Origin of the sequence: Limnochorda sp., assembly GCF_047459355.1 — a bacterium.
Classification (GTDB): domain Bacteria; phylum Bacillota; class Limnochordia; order Limnochordales; family Limnochordaceae; genus Limnochorda.
The window spans coordinates 1-1,105 of sequence record NZ_VSCV01000112.1; the positions used below are offsets into that span (position 1 = coordinate 1).

The 1,105-nt window shown below is 53.9% G+C and carries 2 protein-coding genes; one reads left to right on the forward strand and one right to left on the reverse strand.

Translation table 11 applies throughout. The features are described from left to right. A partial coding sequence (locus tag FWJ67_RS11250) for a helix-turn-helix transcriptional regulator (protein ID WP_414482877.1) occupies positions 1-269 on the reverse strand: 269 nt, incomplete at its 3' end. A 231-nt stretch (positions 270-500) separates the two neighbouring features. On the opposite strand from FWJ67_RS11250, the gene FWJ67_RS11255 reads away from it, so the two are divergent. Further along, entirely contained in the window at positions 501-1,043 is a 543-nt protein-coding gene (locus tag FWJ67_RS11255; protein WP_414482878.1) for a helix-turn-helix transcriptional regulator, read from the forward strand. The last annotated feature ends 62 nt before the right edge of the window (positions 1,044-1,105 follow it).

Here is a 1,105-nt window from a genome sequence, read left to right on the forward strand (position 1 = left end):
TCATCGTCGGGGATGCGGTCGGGATCGTCGCCAGGTCCTCGGATCTCGCTCTCTCGGGCCAGGACAAAAGTGTCGCCGCCCTTACGGATCGTGATTGAGCCGAAAAGACGAGCGTACTCAATCGCAAGCGGGAACGATACGCTATCGTTCTCGGCCCTTACAATCGTCTCGCGCTCGACGCCGAGCCTTTCTGCCAACTCACTCTGGGTGAGTCCGGCCTGTTTGCGCTTGTCTTTGAGATCGACGGGAATAACTTTCGTGCTGTCCATCGAAAACTGTCACCTCCTCCTGGCCATAATTGTGACATAACACGTCACGTGTGTCAAGCACTTTTGAGGCATTGGGTTGCATTTTTTGTCGCCTACGTCTCAACGCGAGCGGATGTAGGCCCAAACTGAGAGCAAACCCATCACCATTGTCGGAGCGGGAATTGTCTCTTGAATACGTGACGAATTGTGGCACATCATAACACAGGGGAGGGCGATGCGATGAACGCGAACATGTTTGCGAGAAGGCTGGTGAAACTGAGAGAACTGGCTGGTCTGACACAAGCAGGACTTGCAGATAGGATTGGGGTTGCACGAGAGACCGTTTATCGGTGGGAATCAGGAAAGCATGCGACACCGCATAAGAGAATGAGGGATATTTGTCGCGCGCTAGGAGTCACAGAAGAGCAATTTTGGAATCCGGAATGGCCCAGCGAATCCGACTCGATAAAACAAAATACGACCCGATATACCCCCGGGCCGTATTTGGAAATCCCCACAAATGAGCACTATATGGCTTTAGCGTGCCCCCGATGCGGAGCGACAGATTTCAGCGAAAAAGCTCGCTACTGTCGGCAGTGCGCGTACCCTCTTTATAACTATTGCATGCATCCCGATATGGAAGCGCGACATGTAAACCCGCCGGATGCCGTATTTTGCGAGGAGTGCGCTCTCCCGACATTTTGGTCCCGGGAGCACGTGACACTTGAGGAAATCCTAGGAGAACGGGCGATGCGCAGTGTTCGCAGTACCGAGGGGGGATCGCGAATGACATGACGTGGCCGCACACTTCACACCTGCGTTGGGATAACATTATCCGCCCTCCCGTTTTTGTCCCC